Source organism: Klebsiella sp. CN_Kp073 (genome assembly GCF_040065495.2).
Lineage (GTDB): Bacteria > Pseudomonadota > Gammaproteobacteria > Enterobacterales > Enterobacteriaceae > Klebsiella > Klebsiella aerogenes.
In genome coordinates, this window is sequence record NZ_CM198051.1 from 2,344,910 (window position 1) to 2,362,404 (window position 17,495).

The window sequence follows — 17,495 nt, forward strand, 5'->3', positions numbered from 1 at the left end:
AACCGTTTTTGTGAGGACACTATGTCTGGATTTGAAGCGAATTTTGACGGCCTGGTGGGGCCAACGCACCACTACGCCGGGTTGTCGGTAGGCAACGAAGCGTCACAAAACAACCGTGACGGTTTATCTAACCCGAAGAAGGCGGCGCTGCAGGGACTTTATAAGATGAAGACCCTGGCCGATCGTGGCTTTGTACAGGGCATTCTGCCGCCGCAGCCGCGGCCAAATATGACGATGCTGCGCAGCATTGGTTTTCAGGGCAGCGATGAGCAGGTGATCCAGCGTGCGGCCAAAGAGGCCCCGCAGTTATTATCGGCTTTTAGCTCCGCTTCCTCGATGTGGACCGCCAACGCCGCCACCGTGTCGCCGTCGGCCGATAGCGCTGATAGAAAAGTGCATTTTACGGTGGCGAACCTCAACAATAAGCTGCACCGCATGCAGGAAGCGCCGATCACCTCGGCCATCCTCAGGGCGACCTTCGCCGATGAGCGCTACTTTGCGCATCACGCGGCACTGCCGCAGCATGGCGATTTAGGTGATGAAGGGGCCGCTAACCATAACCGTTTCTGCGGGGATTATGACCGCCAGGGCGTGCAGTTTTTTGTTTACGGTAAGCGCGCCAGCGGCGGTGTTACGCCAGCAAAATACCCCGCACGCCAGACGCTGGAGGCCAGCGAAGCGGTGGCGCGTCTGCATCAGCTCGACCCGCAGTACACCGTATTCGCTCAGCAAAATCCACAGGCTATCGACCATGGCGTATTCCACAATGATGTTATCGCCGTGAGCAACCGTCACGTACTGTTCCATCATCAGCACGCCTTCCTGCAACAGCAGCAGGTGCTGGCGACGCTGAAGGAGAGAAACGCCAGTCTGAATATTCCATTTACCAGCGTTGAAGTGCCGGACGAGCAGGTTAGCCTCGATGACGCGGTGGCCTCTTATCTGTTCAACAGCCAGTTACTGAGCAAAACCGATGGCAAAATGCTGATCGTGGTGCCGGAAGAGTGTCGTCAGCGTGAAAACGTCTGGCGTTATCTCTCCGCTCTCGCCGCCGATAGCGCATCGCCTATCGATGAAGTGGCGGCATTCGATCTACGTGAAAGCATGCGCAACGGCGGCGGCCCGGCCTGTTTACGTCTGCGGGTGGTGCTTAACGATGCCGAGCGCGCGGCGGTCAACGCTCACAGTCTGATGAATGACGAACGCTACCGGCAGCTGACCGCGTGGGTTGAAAAGCATTATCGCGACCGCCTGCATGCCAGCGATCTCGCCGACCCGCAGCTACTGCGCGAGGTTTATCAGGCGCTGGACGAGCTGACGCAGATTTTACATCTGGGCGCGATTTATGACTTCCAGCGATAAGGGGCCGGGAATGGAACAAAACGTCAACGATTTACTGCATTGTAAACTGCAGACATGGACCTTTCCGCCGGCTATCGAAGCCAGTTGGTTAGGCGATGGCATTCTGCAACTGCTGCCAAAAACGCCCTGGCGACAGGCGACGGTGCTTTCCGCCGGGGTGCACGGTAACGAAACCGCGCCGATTGAAATGTTGCTGCAGATCCTGCAGGGGTTAAGCCATGGCGAACAGCCGCTGACCCACGCGCTACTGGTGGTGTTCGGCAATCTGCCCGCCATTCGCGCCGGCCGTCGCTATCTGCATAACGATCTCAACCGGCTGTTTGGCGGTCGCCATCTGGCGGCGATGCCCGGTAACGAATCGCGGCGCGCTTTTGAACTGGAGATGGCCGTACAGGCCTTCTTCCGTAGCGCCGATGTCCACGGCAAGGTGCCGCGCACGCATCTCGATCTGCATACCGCCATTCGCGGGTCGAAATATCGGCAGTTTGCGCTGCTGCCCGCTCATGATGGCGACTACGGCGCGGATTTTTATCAGCTGTTACAGGCCAGCGGTATGGACGCCATCGTGCGCCATACCGAACCGGGCGGCACCTTTACCCACTTCACCAGCGAGAAGTTCGGCGCGCAAAGCGCCACGCTGGAACTGGGGAAGGTGATGCCATTCGGTGAAAATGATCTGCGCTTGTTTGCCGCCACCGAACTGGCCATCGGCGCGCTGATCGCCGATGGCATCATGCCGCCGCGCAGCAAAGGGCCGGTCGAATACTTTGTGGTGCAGCAGAGCATCATCAAGAGCGAGAACGGTTTCACCCTTAATCTCGACCCGAAAATTGAAAACTTTACCGCGCTGCCGGCAGGCTATGAAATCGCCCGTCAAGCGCAGAAAACCTGGGTGGTCAATGCCGACGCCCCCTACATCCTGTTTCCGAATGCGGGCGTCGCCGCCGGTCAACGCGCCGGGCTGCTGCTGACCGCTACCGCGCCAAGCCTTTCCATGCCTGCTTGAAGGAATCAACATGACTGAACATCAACGTGAGGGGCAGGTTCATCCTGCCGCCGACGGGGAGTGCCCGTCGCAGCTCAAACGCGGCCTTGGCGCCCGGCACATTCAGATGATTGCGCTGGGCGGCGCTATCGGCACCGGACTGTTTATGGGGGCGGGCAGAAACATCGCCGTCGCCGGAACGTCCATTCTGCTTATTTATCTACTGGTAGGTTTCTTTACCTATATGGTGATGCGGGCGATGGGGGAGCTGTTGCTGACCCGCCTGGATTATCGTTCGTTTGCGGATTTCGTCGGCGATTATCTCGGCCCGCAGGCCAGCTTCTATCTGGGCTGGACCTACTGGCTTAGCTGGGTGGTGACCTGTATCGCCGACGTGGTGGTTTGCGGCAGCTATATGCAGTACTGGTTCCCGGAGATGTCGGCGTGGATGCCCGCGCTGAGTACGCTTGGGATCCTGTTCTTGTTTAATCTGTTGTCGGTAAAAATGTTCGGCGAGGCCGAGTTCTGGTTTGCGCTGATTAAAGTTATCACCATCATCGCGCTGATTTTGACCGGCGCGTGGATGATTGCTATTGGCTGGACTTCGCCGGATGGCGTGAAGGCTTCTTTAGGCCATATTACCGACCCGACGGCCTTTATGCCCCACGGGGTGACCGGTTTCTTCGCCGGTTTCCAGATAGCGATTTTCTCCTTCACCGGTATTGAGCTGCTCGGCACCATGACGGCGGAAACGCGCGATCCTGAGCGCATCTTGCCGAAGGCGATTAACGCGCTGCCGCTGCGCATCATTATTTTCTATCTGCTGTCGATGGTGGTGATTATTGCCGTGGCTTCATGGCCGGGCGTCTCGCCGGATGCCAGTCCGTTCGTGACCCTGTTCGCCAAGGCCGGGCTGCCTGCCGCCGCCGCGGTAATTAACTTTGTCGCCTTGACGTCGGCCATGTCGTCGGCGAACAGCGGCGTTTACTCCAGTACCCGCATGCTCTACGGCCTGTCGGTGGAAAAACATGCGCACTGGCAGTTCCGTATTCTGTCGCGTAATACCCGCATTCCGGTACGTAGCCTGCTGTTCTCCTGCTTCTGCATGCTAAGCGGCACGTTACTGCTGTTCCTGGTGCCAAACGTGATGACGTTATTTACCATTGTGTCGACGCTGGCGGCGATCATGGTGGTTTTCAGTTGGGGTATGATCCTCGTGGCATATCTGGCGTATCGTCATAAACGCCCGGACCTGCACGCGCAGTCGAAATTCAAAATGCCGGCGGGAGTGGTGATGTGCTGGCTGAGCCTGCTGTTTTTCGCCTTCTCGATCTTCATTATGATTTTCGACCCGGATACGCTGCTGGCGCTGATGGCCTCGCCGGTGTGGTTTATCGCGCTATGGTGCTTCTGGAAAGTGAAACAGAAGCGCGAAGGGCAACTGGCTTTGGATAATGTCAGCGCCTGATGATACCCGGCAGCTTAAGCGTGGCTGCCGGATTTTCCTTTTCGCCTTAGCGCGGTTTATGATGTCGCCCGGCACTCCATCGTTGGACCAGGACAAAAGAAGGAAAGGGTATGACAGAGCATTTCCCGGCGCTTTCGCTCGAGACGTTAGCGGCGGCCAATCAGATTGGCGCCTGGTTGGCGCAGGATGATTTACCGCAGGAGCCACAGCCGAAAATTGTCGTGCTGGCCGGCAATGCGGTGATCCCGACGATTGATGCCGCCTGTCACCTGGCGGCGCAGGCGCAGGTCCCGTTGCTGATAAGCGGCGGCATTGGTCATTCGACGACCTTTTTATATAACGCTGTACGAAAGCATCCGCACTATCAGGCGCTGCAGGTAGAGGGGCGTCCGGAATCGCATATCCTGGCGGATATCGCCGAACGTTTCTGGCAAATACCGCGCGATCGCATCGTGGTGGAAGACCGTTCAACCAACTGCGGCGAAAACGCGTGGTTTACCCGCCGGTTACTGGAAGAGCGTGGGCTGGATCATGCGTCTGGCGTGGTGATTCAGGATCCGACAATGCAGCGTCGGACGATGGCGACGTTTGCCCGCGTCTGGCAGGATGCTCCGGCGCCGCCGCACTGGTGGAGCTACCCCGGTTGTTCGCCGCGGCTCGAAAATAGCGCTACTGGCCTGAGATTCAGCGGAGATGATAGTGGACTGTGGCCGGTGGGGCGTTATCTGGAACTGCTGCTTGGCGAGCTGCCGCGTTTGCTGGATAATCCGCAGGGTTATGGCCCCAACGGTAAAGATTTTATTGCCCATGTCGATTTCCCACGCGATGTTAGCGCGGCGTGGCAATGCTTGCGTGCAGATACGCTATTGAGCCAGGCGCTGAACGCCAGAACGCTGGGGTAGGGAGAAAGGCGGATAGCCGCAGCTATCCGCAGATTCTGGGATTACTTCGCGAATTTATCCAGCACGCGGACAAGCTGGGTGACAAAACCGTACTCGTTATCGTACCAGGCCACGGTTTTCACTAGCTGTACGCCGCCGGCCTCTACGATCTCCAGCTGGGTCGCATCATAGATTGAGCCGAAATGGCTGCCGATAATGTCGGAGGAGACAATTTCTTCTTCGGTGTAGCCAAAAGACTCGTTGTTCGCCGCCGCATTTTTCATGGCCTGATTAACCTCTTCCGCGGTGACTTTCTTCGCCAGCACGGACACAAGCTCAGTGACTGAGCCGGTTTTAGTCGGCACGCGCTGGGCGTGACCTTTCAGTTTCCCACTGAGTTCCGGGATCACCAGACCGATGGCTTTTGCCGCGCCGGTGGTGTGGGGTATAACGTTCTCCGCCGCCGCTCGCGAGGCGCGCAGGTCTTTGCCACGGGGTCCGTCGACCAGCGATTGCGTACCGGTATAAGCGTGAATAGTGGTCATGGTGCCCACGGTAATGCCGAAAGCATCGTTCAGCACTTTAGCCATTGGCGCCAGACAGTTAGTGGTGCAGGATGCAACCGAAATAATGGTGTCATCCGGGCTCATGGTGTCGTCATTGACGTGATAAACGATGGTTTTCATCTCGCCGGCAGGGGCGGAAATCAGCACTTTCTTCGCGCCGGCGGTCAGGTGCGCCTGCGATTTTTCAGCCGACGTATAGAAGCCGGTACATTCAACAATCACCTCTGCGCCCGCGGCTTTCCACGGAATATGCTGGGCCTCTTTTTCCGCATAAACGGTAATTTTCCTACCATCAACGATTAGCGCATCTTCTGTAAAATCAACGCTCCATGGGAAAGGGCCGTAGTTAGAGTCATGTTTAAGCAGATAGGCTAAGACTTTCGGCGAGGTGAGATCGTTGATGGCTACGACCTCTAGCGGGCTATTTACTTCCAACAGACGACGAAGTACTAAGCGTCCAATACGACCAAATCCATTAATACCAAGTTTACTCATGGGTACTCTCCTGGTGGTGAAGTTGATACATTAAAACTATCTTCAGATAGAGTGGGGAAGGATATATCTCTTCCTTTCATTGACTTAGCTATTCACCGCGGTGTTCCAATGGCTAAGTTATCTACCTTAAGCGTCTTCGGTCACTGTCACGTGGAGCGAGATGGTGCGAAGGAAGTATAACCCTGCCTGCTTCATCATGCGGCGTTAAATGGTAAACATTACCTACATGTCGTTACGGTATTTAGGCAGGCGTCCATCCTGCATGCACGCGTATGTGGTTGAATAATGAACATATGGCGTGAGGGTAGAGCTGACGCGGTCTGAGGCGAGTTATCCACAAACTATGCGATCTGATACTGACCCGTTTTGTGGATAACCTAAAATGTTTCGGGATACTTAATTCACCCTGCGTTATAAGTTTGCGCCATACATCACGATAATCAATGTCTTCACTCGGTACCCTAATATAAGAATACTTAAATAGGGGAATAACATACCAATGAAAAAGAGCATTGCACTGACGATGGTGGCGCTGGCGTGTCTGTCGGCTAACGTTCTGGCGGCTGAGAAACTTGCGGGTAATGAAATACTTGCAGTACAAAAAGGCGGGGTGCCAGATAAAGTCTATACCCAAAATCAGCCGAAATTGCGCATAGCAACCTATAATATCGGCAAGAATGAAGCTTCTGATAATGTGGCCGATTTTACGGCACTTAATTCAGCGATTAAAAAAATTAACGCCGATATTATTGCCGTCCCGGAAGTCGATAACAAAACTCAGCGCAGCCAGAAAATCGATCAGCTTAAGACGATTGCCGATGCCAACAACATGCATTATGCCTTTGGTAAAGCGTTAGATTTCGATGGCGGAGAGTACGGTCTGGGGCTGCTGTCAAAATACAAAATCCTGCATTCGCAGGTGGTGAAGCTGCCATCAGGCAATGCGGAACAGCGTGTGGCGCTGCTGGCGCAGGTCGACGTACCTGGCTTTGATTCCGCGCCGATTATCATGGTGACTCATCTTGACTGGCAAAAAGACCCCACCATGCGTACCGAGCAGGCTCGCTATCTGCTCGATTTGAGTATTGGCGATGCGGCGTCTGATTTTAAAGATATCGCCTCCTCAATTAAGATCCTGGCCGGCGATTTTAATTCAACCCGTGAAGAACAGCCGGTGAAAGAGATCGGTTATTTCTTTAACGAAGTGTCGAAGCAGGGGACGGATACGCGTAGCTGGCCTGCCGTTAACCCGGCCATTGATATCGACCACATTTTCACCTTCAAAGGGCAAAAGTGGGATGTGAAGAAGCTGGAGATCCCGCATAATTCGCCGGAATTTAACTGGTCAGCGGCCAGCGACCATCTGCCGGTCATTGCAGAACTGCAGCTCACCGAGCAGTAACATTGCCCAGGGCTCTTTGCAAAAGAGCCCTATGATCTTCAATTCGCGCCAACGCTGTTGTTTAATCCTCGGTAAAGGTTAATGAAAATTTAAGGGAAGGCGGTTATGTTAACAACATCACACTTCCATTAAGGTTTATTCATGCGCGATAAATATTCTGGCCTGCAGATAGGAATACACTGGCTGGTCTTTTTACTGGTTGCCGTCGCCTACGCGGCGATGGAACTGCGCGGCTTCTTCCCACGCAGCGACCGCCCGGTAATCAACATGATCCACGTTTCCTGCGGCATTTCCATTTTTGTCCTGATGGTCGTACGGCTTCTGGTGCGCCTGAAGTCTCCAGCGCCGCCGATTGTTCCTAAACCCTCGCCGATGATGACCGGTTTCGCCCATCTTGGCCATCTGGTGATATACCTGCTGTTTATCGCGCTACCGGCGATTGGCATGGTAATGATGTATTACCGCGGTAACCCGTGGTTTGCTTTCGGCCTGACGATGCCCTTTGCGGCGCAAAGCAACTTCGCTTTGGTCAACACCCTGAAGGAACTGCACGGCGTACTGGCGAATATCGGCTATTTCGTCATTGGCCTGCACGCGCTGGCGGCTCTGCTGCATCACTATTTATGGAAAGATAATACGCTGCTGCGCATGATGCCGCGCAAGCGCTGAGTTCCCCGCTTATCACGACTGAACCCGCCGGCCGGCGGGTTTTTTATTTCCGTCACTCGCCAATAAATGATTCGTGAAATGTTACTTATACTGCAAATTTGTATCAATTATGTAAATAAAAATGTCTAAACGAAACGAAAGGTTCTATAAGAATCTCAGTGCGGTGGATTGAATCCAGCCGGGAGGTCGTCGAAACGATACCCTGGCACGTTCAGCGGTATCCGCAGCGTCATTGGCTAAAACGCCTGCATTTTCAATACCGATGAGCAAAAGGAAACCCTGACATGACCGATAATATACCGGCCACTTCTCCGCCTGTCGCCGATGCCGGTGGCGCTGAACGCCTGAGCCCGCGCGAGCAGGTGGTGATCAATAAATTGTTCCGGCGCTTGATCCCTTTTCTGTTTCTGCTTTTTATCTTTTCATTTCTTGACCGTATCAATATTGGCTTTGCCGGGCTCACGATGAGCCAGGATTTGGGGCTGAGTAGCACCTTGTTCGGCCTCGCGACGACGTTGTTCTACGCGATGTATGTCATCTTTGGTATTCCCAGTAACATCATGCTGGGGATCGTTGGCGCCCGTCGCTGGATTGCCAGCATTATGGTGGTTTGGGGGATTGCATCGACAGCGACCATGTTTGCGACCGGGCCGAATAGCCTGTATCTGCTGCGCATGCTGGTGGGGATTGCCGAAGCCGGTTTTCTTCCGGGGCTTCTGCTCTACTTAACCTACTGGTTTCCGGCCTACTACCGGGCGCGCGCCAATGCGTTGTTTATGATTGCTATGCCGGTGACGATGGCGCTGGGCTCGCTGGTCTCCGGCTATATTCTCAGTATGGATGGTATGCTGGCGCTTAAAGGCTGGCAGTGGTTGTTCCTGCTGGAAGGATTCCCATCGGTGCTGTTGGGGGCGGTGGTCTGGTTCTATCTCGATGATAGCCCGAAAAAGGCCAAATGGCTGAGCGATGAAGACAAACGTTGCCTTAACGAGATGATGGAGAAGGACAAACTACGACTAGTGCAACCGAACGGTAGCGCCAGTCTGAGCGCGCTGCAGCAGGGGAAAGGCAGCCTCTGGCGCGACGTCTTCACCCCGGTGGTGTTGATGTATACGCTGGCCTATTTCTTTCTCTGTAATACTTTAAGCGCGCTTAGCGTCTGGACGCCTCTCATTCTCAAAAGCTTTAACCAGGGCAGCAGCAATATCGCCATTGGCCTGCTCAGCGCCGTACCGCATATTTGTACCATTATGGCGATGATCTGGTGGAGCAAACGTTCTGACCGCTTACAGGAACGTAAGCTGCACACGTTATTGCCCTACCTGTTTGCCGCCGCGGGCTGGATGCTGGCGGCGCACGGGTCAAATAGCATCATGCAACTGTTGGGGGTGATTATGGCCTCGGCGGGTGCCTATGCGGCGATGGTGATTTTCTGGACCACGCCGGATCAATCCATCAGCCTGCGCTCGCGAGCGATCGGCATTGCGGTGATTAACGCGACAGGTAATATGGGATCGGCCATGAGTCCGTTATTATTCGGTTGGCTGAAGGATTTAACCGGTAGCTTCAACGCCGGATTTTACCTCGTTGCCGGGTTCCTGGTTTTGGGGGCGCTGGTGGTATCGCGCATCCCGATGAAGGCCAGCCGTCCACGAGCGACGCCATAAAAAAACAGGAGTAGCGATGAGAGTGAGACGCGCGGTACCCGATGAAGCCCCTGCGTTGTGGAATATCCGTAATCAGGCGATTCGCCATGGCTGTCGTCAAAGCTATGGCGCTGAAGTGATTCACGCCTGGACGCCGGAACAGATGCCCGAAGGGTATCGTCACGCCGTTGCCGATAATCCGTTTTATATCGTGGAAAATACGCAGGGCCAACCCGTCGCTACAGGCTATCTCGATATTGAGTCCTTAAGCGTGGAAGCGATCTTTACGCTTCCTGAGTGGGGCGGGCAGGGATGCGCGGATTTGATCATGGGGGCGGTTATTGCCGAAGCCCGCCTACGGGGGCTCGAAACCATTACGCTTGAGGCGACCCCCAATGCGGCGGGCTTTTATCTACGCCATGGCTTTGTTTCTCAAGGTGAAAAATATCATTATTCAAAAATGGCCAACGCCGAGTTACGCTGTATAGCTATGACCCTCACGCTCGATTAACGGTAATCCTGCGCCGCTATGCTATGGTTGTTAGCGGCGTTTCAATTTGCCACTTTAGTCAAATAAATATAGTATACCCCCCTATATGATATGGAGGGCATCTCGTGCCACATTCACCAGAAGACAAGAAGCGTGCGCTTAGCCGCGTACGCCGTATTCGCGGACAGGTTGAAGCGCTGGAACGCGCGCTGGAGTCCGGCGAACCCTGCATGACTATCCTGCAACAGATTGCCTCCATTCGCGGCGCCGCCAACGGTTTGATGGGGGAGCTGGTAGAGATGCATCTGCAGGATGAACTGGTTAGCGGCGATACCACCCCGGACCAACGCGCCGCCCGCATGGCGGAAGTAGGTCACCTGCTACGATCCTATTTAAAATAAAATCACGACGAGGAATGGACAGTATGAAATCACGTGCAGCAGTTGCCTTTGGCCCCGGCCAGCCGTTAAAAATCGTGGAGATTGACGTCGCGCCGCCAAAGAAAGGCGAAGTCCTGGTCAAAATCACCCACACCGGCGTTTGCCACACCGATGCTTTTACTCTCTCTGGCGACGATCCGGAAGGCGTGTTCCCGGCGGTGTTGGGCCATGAAGGCGGCGGTATCGTCGTTGAAGTCGGCGAGGGCGTGACCAGCCTGAAGCCAGGCGATCACGTTATTCCGCTGTATACCGCCGAGTGCGGCGAATGTAAATTCTGCAAGTCTGGCAAAACTAACCTCTGCCAGGCGGTCCGCGCCACCCAGGGGAAAGGTCTGATGCCGGATGGCACCACGCGATTCTCCTATAACGGCGAGCCGATTTATCACTATATGGGCACCAGCACCTTCAGCGAATACACCGTCTGCGCCGAGATTTCTCTGGCAAAAGTAAACCCGCAGGCGCCGCTGGAAAAAGTATGTCTGTTGGGCTGCGGCGTCACCACCGGTATCGGCGCGGTACATAACACGGCGAAGGTGAAAGAGGGCGACAGCGTCGCGGTGTTCGGGCTGGGCGGTATTGGCCTGGCGGTGATTCAGGGAGCGGTGCAGGCGAAGGCCGGACGCATTCTGGCGGTCGACACTAATCCGGATAAATTTACCCTCGCCAAAGAGATGGGCGCCACCGACTTTATCAACCCGAACGACTACGATAAACCGATTCAGGACGTGATTGTCGAGCTAACCGATGGCGGCGTTGATTTCAGTTTTGAATGTATCGGTAACGTCAACGTTATGCGCGCGGCGCTGGAGTGCTGTCATAAAGGTTGGGGTGAGAGCGTTATCATCGGCGTTGCCGGAGCGGGTCAGGAAATTAAAACTCGTCCGTTCCAGTTGGTCACCGGCCGGGTATGGCGTGGTTCCGCCTTCGGCGGCGTGAAAGGGCGTAGCCAGCTGCCGGGGATGGTTGAAGACGCGATGGCGGGTAAGATTCGCCTCGATCCGTTTATCACCCACCGGTTACCGCTCGACCAGATCAACGAAGCCTTCGATCTGATGCATGAAGGTAAATCGATTCGTACGGTTATTCACTTCGGTGATAACTAAGTATTACCGATAGCGAAACCCGGGCCATTTATCGCCCGGGTTGACTTCTGGCTGTGTTAATACTTGCGCCAGTGCTCATAGCCCGATTGCCAACGTCGTTGCTCTCGCCGTTCTCTTTCGCGTTGAATATCTGACTTTTGATCCTCCCAGACTGGACAATCCGGGCCGCTTGCCACTTCGCAGGGGGCAGAGATTTCGTTTAGCGGATTGACCTTTTTTTCTTCCCACAGCGTCGGGTCGCGTAAATCCACTTCTGGCGCTTTCAGCGCCTGGGCTGAGGTGGTTGCGGCTAATAAGAGTGCGCCGATCGGCAGGTGATGGAAGGCTCCTTTCATCTTTTATCCTTGTTATGTTGTTATTGATAACTGTTCGCAATAATAACATAACGCAATAAAACATTCTAAAATCGCAGCCTGTCGAAGAAACTTATAGTGCTGACTCAGGGATTATATTGATATTAAATTCTCCCGGCATGGTTGATATCGCTTCTACGGTTAAACCGTTTTTATCGGTTCTGCCCTTAAATACTCTACCGTCTGGTGTGGTGATTTGGTAAGGGAGATAGGGCAGCGGCATACCCGTACGCGGATTCTTCAACACAAAGTCGTGGCGATAAAGTTGTGGTGGTTCCTTGTTGGCGCATCCCGTTAGTAACGCAGCCAAAAGCAGCGCGCTTGAGCCTTTCATCAAAGCCATAATGGCTTCCTCCCTGTTTATTCTGCCTGAGAAATGAGGTTCCATAGTAACAAAAGCCTGAAGATCGGCGCCTAAATGGAATCTGAAACCGGAGAGATAAAGAAAGGCCCCTGAACGGGGCCCTGGTTTTATTTTTGATCGGGTAAAGCGTAAGCGATGATGTAATCGCCGCGATCGGGAGACTGACGCGCGCCGCCGGCGTTGATAATGATGTATTGCTTACCGGTTTTCGGTGAAACGTAGGTCATTGGGCCGGATTGGCTGCCCACCGGCAGGCGAGATTTCCAAATCTCTTTGCCGTTGGCGGTATCAAAGGCGCGCAGATAGAAATCCTGGGTGCCGGCGAAGAACAGCAGGCCAGACTGGGTAGAAAGCGAAGCTCCCAGCGTTGGCATGCCGATAGGGATCGGCATATGCATGCGGATACCCAACGGACCGGTATCTTCTACCGTACCTACCGGAACCTGCCAGACCAGCTTACCGCTTTTCAGATCGACCGCCGACATGGTGCCGAACGGCGGCTTCTGGCAGGGGATACCTAACGGCGACAGGAAACGCTCACGCATTGCGCCATACGGCGTACCTTCCATCGGTACGATACCCATTTCGATACCGCTGGCATCTTTGGCCACTTTCGCTCGCGGCACCATGTAGTTAGCCAGTCCAAGACGCATGTCGTTGACGAACATCAGGCCGTTATTCGGATCAACCGACACGCTGCCCCAGTTCATCCCGCCAAGCGAGCCCGGATATTGCAAGGAGCGGTCCTCACCCGGCGGAGTAAAGACCCCCTGATGGCGCATCTCTTTGAACTGAATACGGCACAGCAGCAGGTCAACCGGGGTGGCGCCCCACATATCCGATTCTTTCAACGTTTCGTTGCCGATCATCGGCATGCCGACGGAGTACGGTTGCGTCGGCGAGTAGCGTTCACCTTTAACGTTACCAGCCGGGACCGGACGCTCTTCCACTTTAGCGACCGGTTCGCCCGTCGCGCGGTTAAGCATAAAGATCATGCCCTGCTTGCTGGTTTGCACCAGTACCGGCGTCGTACCGCCTTTACCGTCCGGCAGATCGTACAGCAGCGGTTGCGAAGGCAGATCGAAATCCCACAGATCGTGATGGGTAGTCTGGAAATGCCAGCGTACTTTACCGGTGGTCGCATCGACCGCAACGATAGAGGAACTGTATTTATCATCCAGCGCCGTACGTTCGCCGCCGAAGAAGTCTGGCGTGGCGTTTCCGGTTGGCAGATAAATAAGATTCAGTTTGGCATCATAGGACATCGCGGACCAGACATTCGGCGTCCCGCGCGTGTAGGTCTGTCCTTCCGGCGGCACGCCGGTCAGTTGTGGATTGCCCGGATCCCAGGCCCAGGCCAGTTTACCGGTATGCACGTCAAAAGCGCGAACCACGCCCGGCGGTTCACCGGTGGAGTAGTTATCCGCTATACGACCACCAACGACAACAAGGTTACCGGCAACCAGCGGGGTAGAGGTCTGCTGATAATAACCGGGTTTGATTTCCCCCATGCCGACGCTGAGATCGACGGTACCGTGTTCACCAAATGCTTCACAGGCTTTACCGGTATCGGCATCGATTGCGATCAGACGCGCATCGGTAGTTGGCAGGAACAGGCGGCGGGCGCAGGCGGCAGGCTGGGTCCCGGCAACGGCATTAGCCTGTGCCTGGCTATCTTCGTAGTAGCCTAAACCGCGGCAACGTTGCCAGTTCGGCGCCGTCGCTTTTGAGTCGTAGCGCCATTTCTCTTTGCCGCTATCGACATCCAGCGCCAGGACTTTGCTATATGGCGTACAAACATAGAGAGTATCGCCAATCTGCAGCGGCGTATTCTGGTCTTCCGCGCCGGAACCGTTACTCTGCGGAATATCGCCGGTATGGGCAATCCAGGCAACCTGTAGCTGGTTGATATTGTTTTTATTGATCTGATCCAACGCGGCGAAGCGGTCGCCGTGAGTGGTATTACCCCAGTGCTCCCAGTTTTTTTGTTCTTCACCCGGTTGTACCGGTTTTACCGGCACGGGTTCGCTGGCGCTGACCAGCGGCTGGGATTTGAACATCCAGCCAAAGCTGACCAGCAGTACCACGGCCAGCACGCCCGCGAGGGTGAAGGCCGCGCCTTTTTTGGCTGGTGCGCTGGAAAGGAAAGGCCAAACAATGGCGCACAGAAAAGCCAGAACGCCAAGCGCGAACAGGCGTGAGAACAGCGGCCAGTAGGTCCAGCCGGCGTCGCTGATAGCCCAAACAATGGAAGCCGCGAAGGCGACGGCATAAAGAATGATGCCGCCGCGACGATTGCGGAAAATAAGCAGGGAGGCGATAACCATCACCAGCCCCATAATGGCGAAATACCAGGTGCCGCCGACGCTTGCCAGTTTGGCGCCTAAAATACCGATTGCCAGACCGATGATTAACATCAGTCCGGCGAGTAGCCACTGCAGGATCCGGGGGAATCCGCGCGGCACGTTGCCCGTAGCCATGTTGTCTCCTTTTATCACCCCTTGCCAGGTGTGTACCAAATGAATCAAGTGCAAATGGAAATTGCTTTTGAGTGAAGCTTATCAAAGCTTCATAAAGGTGATTTCAAAAGATGAATTCATTTCACATGAACCAAATGGTGAAATCATGGCTATGATAAATCTGTTAATGAAATGAGCGCAAATGTTAATGAATGATTTCGCACTAATTGATTAGCACGATGTATATATTAAGGGGGCAGAAGAATGAACGTAACGGTACCGTTACCCCGTTGTATTCGCTCGGGGTAACGACCATGAATAATCAGGCAGGCATGGATTTGCGTATCGCGCTGAGTAGAGTTTGCGCCCCCTGCGACAAGCTGGCGTCCACTCGGGTAAGAATACCGATCGGCTCGCCGGCGCCTTCGGTGGCGATAGGTAATGAGGTTAACAAACCGCGACGCAGGTCGTCTTTCACCGCGCCGGAAGGGACGAACCAGACATAGTCATAATCGACGGTGAGCTGGCGTGAAAGCGAGGCCGACAGCGTTTCAATACAGCCGGGGGGAATTTTACAGCCCTGGCTTTGCAGCAGCGTTTCCGCATTCTGCCGCGGAATGGTCCCTTTTGGTGAGACCACCACCGGCCATTCCATCACCCGGCTGAGCGTTACCGTCTCCTGCAGCAGCGGGTGGCCGGGGCGGACGACCAGTTTTAGCGATTCAAGAAACAGCAGTTCATAGTTGAGGCCGCTCATCAGTTCCGGATCGGACATGCGCCCAATACCAATATCGACATCGCCGGATTTCAGCCCCGCCAGCAGCATGGTGTTATTCATGGTGGCGACCTGTAAGGTGATGTCTTTTTGTTGTTTGTGAAATTGACCAATCACCGTAGGCAAAATACCGAGCGCTGCGGTTGGCAGGGCGCCAATCCTAACCACATCGCTATTCATGCCTTCTTTACGATTGAGAGCCTGGCCTGCGGTATTGAGAGCATCCAGCACCTTGACCGCATGGGTTAGAAACTGTTCGCCAACCAGCGTCAACTGCGCGCCAAGCCGCCCGCGCTCAAACAGCCGGGTACCGGTCAACTGCTCAAGCTCGTTGAGGGTTTTTGATAGCGCAGGTTGGCTAAGATTCAGGGTTTCTGCCGCCCGCCCCAGGGTTCCCTGTTGTGCGACGGCGACGAAAGTATGTAAATGGCGCAAGCGAATGCGCTGACTGAAGAGACCATTTTTTTCCATAATCGATGTTAAAAACAGAGCTGTCTCGGTAGCAAGCGAAGTTGTTTAATTTTGATAACTAGTTAGCAAAATATTATTAACATTTGATCTTATTGTCTTACAAGTCATTTCTACCAGAGGTGATAAAAAGCCCCGCACTCGGCGGGGCAGGGAAAAGGGAGTAATTTGGGGGCAAATTAAATATCGAAGAACACGGTCTCTTTATCGCCCTGTAAATAAATATCAAAGCGGTACACGACTTCATCTCCACGCACTTCACGTTGCGCGATAAGCGTCTGGCGGCGAACTTCCCATTCAATCAGATTCAGTACCGGATCCTGTTCATTTGCCGCCTGTTCATCAGCGAAATACATCCGCGTATTCAGGCCGATGTTGATACCCCGCGCCACTACCCACAGATTGAGATGCGGCGCCATAATGCGTCCGTCACGGCCGACGACCGCGCCGGGTTTGATGGTTTGTAAACGCCAGACGCCGGATGCGAAGTCAGAACAAGTACGGCCCCAGCCGCGGAAGTTCGGGTCCAGAGCCTTGTTCTGCTGGCGGTCGTCGGGATGGTTATAACGCCCGTCGGCGTTAGCCTGCCAGAGTTCCAGCAGCACGTCGCGTACCGGGGTTCCGGAACCATCGAAAACCCGCCCTTCAATCGTAATGCGTTGGCCTTTGGTTTCCGCGCTCACTAAGTTGGGACCAAAGTTTTTCTCAAAAATATGAAATCCTGCAGCGTCCGGTGCCAGACCAATATGCACATAGGGCCCGGCAGTCTGCGAGGCGGTTTCAGCTAGATAGTCTTTCATTGGGCGGCCCCCTGGGTACGATTTTCGAACAGCGTGGCGCGGTGGCCGCGCAGCACAAGGTCAAAACGATAGGCCAGACTGTCGAGCGGCACGGCGGCGTGGGTATCCAACTCGGCAATCAGGGTACGCACGGCATCATCGTTATTGATGGTTCTGACAATCGGACACTGTTTGATAAGCGGATCGCCTTCAAAGTACATTTGCGTAATCAGCCGTTGCGCCCAGGCATCGCCTGAGAGCGAAAAGTGAATATGCGCCGGTCGCCAGTCGCTAACCTGATTACGCCACGGGTAGGGGCCGGGTTTGATCGTGCGAAAGCAGTAATAACCATTTTCATCGGTCAGAACCCGTCCGCAGCCGCCGAAGTTGGGGTCAATCGGCGCCAGATACTGGTCTTTCTTATGACGGTAACGGCCGCCGGCATTGGCCTGCCACACTTCGACCAGCGTATTTTTCATTGGCCGGCCAAAGCCGTCGCGCACGTAACCGTGGACGATAATTCGTTCGCCAATCGGCAGGCCGTCTTTGGCGTAGTTGAGAATGAGATCGTTATCCAGCGGGCCAAGGTCGTCGCTGCTGAACACCGGGCCGGTAATCTCAGAAAGTGAATTTTGCAGGGAGATGAGCGCATTGCGCGGCGAGCGTAGCACGCTGGTTTTGTATCCCGGCGCCAGCGCCGGCGGATGGCTATTGTAATCGCGATGTACGACCTCGCGCGGTGACCATTTATTATTCATAGGGTACTCCATCAAACGGAAGAGAGGCATGT

17 protein-coding genes are annotated in these 17,495 nt (G+C 54.7%); 10 read left to right on the forward strand and 7 right to left on the reverse strand.

Features of this window, described 5'->3' with window-relative positions:
• Nucleotides 1-21: 21 nt before the first annotated feature.
• The 4 genes from astB to ABLV66_RS11275 all read left to right on the forward strand — a co-directional run bounded on the left by astB (nucleotide 22) and on the right by ABLV66_RS11275 (nucleotide 4,717).
• Nucleotides 22-1,362, forward strand: coding sequence for an N-succinylarginine dihydrolase (gene astB, locus ABLV66_RS11260; RefSeq protein ID WP_047048840.1), 1,341 nt, complete (start codon nucleotides 22-24; stop codon nucleotides 1,360-1,362).
• Nucleotides 1,363-1,372: 10 nt separating this feature from the next.
• The gene (astE, locus tag ABLV66_RS11265; RefSeq protein ID WP_348876710.1) at nucleotides 1,373-2,368 is read left to right on the forward strand and encodes a succinylglutamate desuccinylase; all 996 of its coding nucleotides are present in this window, start codon (nucleotides 1,373-1,375) and stop codon (nucleotides 2,366-2,368) included.
• Between the two features lie 10 nt (nucleotides 2,369-2,378).
• The gene (locus tag ABLV66_RS11270) at nucleotides 2,379-3,815 is read left to right on the forward strand and encodes an amino acid permease (RefSeq protein WP_348876709.1); all 1,437 of its coding nucleotides are present in this window, start codon (nucleotides 2,379-2,381) and stop codon (nucleotides 3,813-3,815) included.
• 110 nt (nucleotides 3,816-3,925) lie between these two features.
• Nucleotides 3,926-4,717, forward strand: a complete 792-nt coding sequence (locus ABLV66_RS11275; protein ID WP_348876708.1) for a YdcF family protein — start codon at nucleotides 3,926-3,928, stop codon at nucleotides 4,715-4,717.
• Nucleotides 4,718-4,758: 41 nt separating this feature from the next.
• Here ABLV66_RS11275 and gap read toward each other — a convergent pair whose 3' ends face one another.
• Nucleotides 4,759-5,757 carry a type I glyceraldehyde-3-phosphate dehydrogenase gene (gene gap, locus ABLV66_RS11280; RefSeq protein ID WP_047048829.1) on the reverse strand — a complete coding sequence of 333 codons (999 nt, stop codon included), beginning with the start codon at nucleotides 5,755-5,757 and terminating at the stop codon, nucleotides 4,759-4,761.
• Nucleotides 5,758-6,256: 499 nt separating this feature from the next.
• Between gap and ABLV66_RS11285 the strand changes: the two genes are divergently transcribed.
• The 6 genes from ABLV66_RS11285 (at nucleotide 6,257) to ABLV66_RS11310 (ending at nucleotide 11,507) form a co-directional block, all read left to right on the forward strand.
• Nucleotides 6,257-7,159, forward strand: a complete 903-nt coding sequence (locus ABLV66_RS11285) for an endonuclease/exonuclease/phosphatase family protein (protein WP_052766971.1) — start codon at nucleotides 6,257-6,259, stop codon at nucleotides 7,157-7,159.
• Between the two features lie 141 nt (nucleotides 7,160-7,300).
• Nucleotides 7,301-7,828 carry a cytochrome b561 gene (gene cybB / locus ABLV66_RS11290; protein WP_047048825.1) on the forward strand — a complete coding sequence of 176 codons (528 nt, stop codon included), beginning with the start codon at nucleotides 7,301-7,303 and terminating at the stop codon, nucleotides 7,826-7,828.
• Between the two features lie 284 nt (nucleotides 7,829-8,112).
• Nucleotides 8,113-9,495 carry a 4-hydroxyphenylacetate permease gene (hpaX, locus tag ABLV66_RS11295; RefSeq protein WP_348876707.1) on the forward strand — a complete coding sequence of 461 codons (1,383 nt, stop codon included), beginning with the start codon at nucleotides 8,113-8,115 and terminating at the stop codon, nucleotides 9,493-9,495.
• A gap of 16 nt (nucleotides 9,496-9,511) precedes the next feature.
• Entirely contained in the window at nucleotides 9,512-9,985 is a 474-nt protein-coding gene (locus tag ABLV66_RS11300; RefSeq protein WP_348876706.1) for a GNAT family N-acetyltransferase, read from the forward strand.
• Between the two features lie 104 nt (nucleotides 9,986-10,089).
• Nucleotides 10,090-10,365: a metal/formaldehyde-sensitive transcriptional repressor gene (locus tag ABLV66_RS11305; RefSeq protein ID WP_015705585.1), complete on the forward strand. Its 276-nt coding sequence runs from the start codon at nucleotides 10,090-10,092 to the stop codon at nucleotides 10,363-10,365.
• Between the two features lie 23 nt (nucleotides 10,366-10,388).
• Entirely contained in the window at nucleotides 10,389-11,507 is a 1,119-nt protein-coding gene (locus ABLV66_RS11310) for an S-(hydroxymethyl)glutathione dehydrogenase/class III alcohol dehydrogenase (RefSeq protein WP_045393936.1), read from the forward strand.
• A gap of 56 nt (nucleotides 11,508-11,563) precedes the next feature.
• Here the strand turns inward: ABLV66_RS11310 and ABLV66_RS11315 are convergent, their stop codons facing one another.
• The 6 genes from ABLV66_RS11315 to pcaH all read right to left on the reverse strand — a co-directional run bounded on the left by ABLV66_RS11315 (nucleotide 11,564) and on the right by pcaH (nucleotide 17,463).
• Nucleotides 11,564-11,842 carry a hypothetical protein gene (locus ABLV66_RS11315; protein ID WP_045393939.1) on the reverse strand — a complete coding sequence of 93 codons (279 nt, stop codon included), beginning with the start codon at nucleotides 11,840-11,842 and terminating at the stop codon, nucleotides 11,564-11,566.
• 91 nt (nucleotides 11,843-11,933) lie between these two features.
• Nucleotides 11,934-12,203, reverse strand: coding sequence for a hypothetical protein (locus ABLV66_RS11320; protein WP_348876705.1), 270 nt, complete (start codon nucleotides 12,201-12,203; stop codon nucleotides 11,934-11,936).
• A gap of 128 nt (nucleotides 12,204-12,331) precedes the next feature.
• Entirely contained in the window at nucleotides 12,332-14,704 is a 2,373-nt protein-coding gene (locus ABLV66_RS11325; RefSeq protein ID WP_047048811.1) for a glucose/quinate/shikimate family membrane-bound PQQ-dependent dehydrogenase, read from the reverse strand.
• 301 nt (nucleotides 14,705-15,005) lie between these two features.
• Entirely contained in the window at nucleotides 15,006-15,929 is a 924-nt protein-coding gene (locus ABLV66_RS11330) for a LysR substrate-binding domain-containing protein (RefSeq protein ID WP_045382604.1), read from the reverse strand.
• Between the two features lie 176 nt (nucleotides 15,930-16,105).
• Entirely contained in the window at nucleotides 16,106-16,726 is a 621-nt protein-coding gene (pcaG, locus tag ABLV66_RS11335) for a protocatechuate 3,4-dioxygenase subunit alpha (protein ID WP_348876704.1), read from the reverse strand.
• Entirely contained in the window at nucleotides 16,723-17,463 is a 741-nt protein-coding gene (pcaH, locus tag ABLV66_RS11340) for a protocatechuate 3,4-dioxygenase subunit beta (protein ID WP_020078656.1), read from the reverse strand. Before pcaH ends, pcaG begins: the two co-directional genes overlap by 4 nt.
• Between the last annotated feature and the right edge of the window lie 32 nt (nucleotides 17,464-17,495).